This window comes from Mycobacterium sp. ENV421, assembly GCF_002887815.1.
In the GTDB taxonomy this organism is placed as follows: Bacteria; Actinomycetota; Actinomycetes; order Mycobacteriales; family Mycobacteriaceae; genus Mycobacterium.
Genome location: NZ_PDHO01000111.1, coordinates 1 through 1640, shown reverse-complemented (window position 1 = coordinate 1640; position 1640 = coordinate 1). Strand labels below are relative to the sequence as shown.

The following is a 1640-nucleotide window of genomic DNA, read 5'->3' as shown; positions in this document are numbered from 1 at the left end:
CCTGACTTGGCTCACTTTTCGGACGCGGAGTTGATCGCGACTCGTTGACCTGGGGTTGTGTGTGCGGTTCGGTCGAAATTTGAACACTAAAGTGGGGTCGTAGGCTGCGCTGGTGGCGTACATCCGGACGGTGAAGACCGCCTCTGGGGCGACCGCGGTGCAGGTCGTGTGGTCCTGGCGGCGGGGATCACGCTCGATTGAGCACATCGGTTCGGCCCACGACGAGGTAGAACTGGCTGCACTGAAGTCGGCGGCGGCAACGCGCTTGGCTGCCGGGCAGACCGAGCTGGATCTGGGCATCTCCGGCGGACTCGAGGCAGGCACGCTACCGATCACGTCTTCGCGGATGACCCATCTGTGGGACGGATTGTGTACCGCCTACCGTGTATTGGGATTTGAGTCGGTCACCAAGGGCGACAATGTGTTTCGCGATCTGGTGTTGGCGCGGATCATTGAGCCGACCAGCAAGATCGACGCCGCCCGGGTGCTCGGCGAAGTCGGCGTCGACGCGGCCTCCTATGCCACCCTCAAGCGCCGCCTACCGATCTATGCCAAACCCTCGTGGCGGCAATCCCTGGCGGCGGCGACGGCCCGGCACGCCCGGCTGGGGCCAGCGTCCTTGGTGCTCTACGACGTCTCGACGCTGTACTTCGAAACCGATGCCGGTGACGGATTCCGCGAGCCCGGGTTCTCCAAAGAGCGGCGTCTGGAACCCCAGATCACTCTCGGGCTGTTGACCGATGCCACCGGGTTCCCGCTGACCGTGGCCGCTTTCGAGGGTAACAGGGCAGAGACTGCCACCATGCTGCCCGTCATCAACGCCTTCAAGACCGCCCACCAACTCACCGACGTGACCATCGTGGCCGACGCCGGGATGATCTCCGAAGCCAACCAGGTCGCGCTGCGGGCTGCGGGACTGTCGTTCATCCTGGGCACCCGCATCCCGTTCCTGCCCGATGTGGTCCGCGAGTGGCGCGACAACCACCCCGAGCAGGCAGTCCCTGATCAGCTGGTGCTGACACAGCCGTGGCCGGCGACCAGCAGCGAAAAGGCGCGCGGCATCCCCGACCGCGTCGTCTACTACCAGTTCCGCCACGATCGGGCGCGCAGAACACTGCGCGGCATCGACGAGCAGGTCGGCAAAGCCCAGAAAGCCGTCGATGGACACGCCGGGGTCAAACGCAACCGGTTCATCAAGCTCACCGGCGCCACCAAGACCGTCAACCGTGAGCTGGAAGCCAAATCCCGTGCCCTGGCCGGCTGGAAGGGCTACACCACGAACTTGACGACCGCGACCTCGGAGTTCGTCATCGACGCCTACCACCAGTTGTGGCGCATCGAGAAGAGCTTCCGAATGTCCAAGCACGACCTCCAAGCCCGCCCGATCTACCACCACACCCGCGACTCGATCGAAGCCCACCTGAGCATCGTGGTCGCAGCGATGGCCGTCAGCCACTGGGTCGAGATCCAAACAGGTTGGAGCATCAAGAAATTCGTGCGCACCACGCGGCGCTACCGCACCGTACAGATCAAGGCAGGCCGACGAATCCTGACCGCCGCCGACCCGCTACCCGACGACCTGCGCGACGCCCTCGCCAAGATCAGCCACGGACTTGAACACTAAATTGAGCCAAGTCGGG

General features: G+C 64.3%; 1 protein-coding gene. It reads left to right on the top strand.

What is annotated here, in order from left to right; genetic code table 11:
- Window positions 1–112 precede the first annotated feature (112 nt).
- Window positions 113–1624, top strand: a complete 1512-nt coding sequence (locus tag CRM90_RS29875) for an IS1634 family transposase (protein ID WP_502693338.1) — start codon at window positions 113–115, stop codon at window positions 1622–1624.
- Window positions 1625–1640 lie beyond the last annotated feature (16 nt).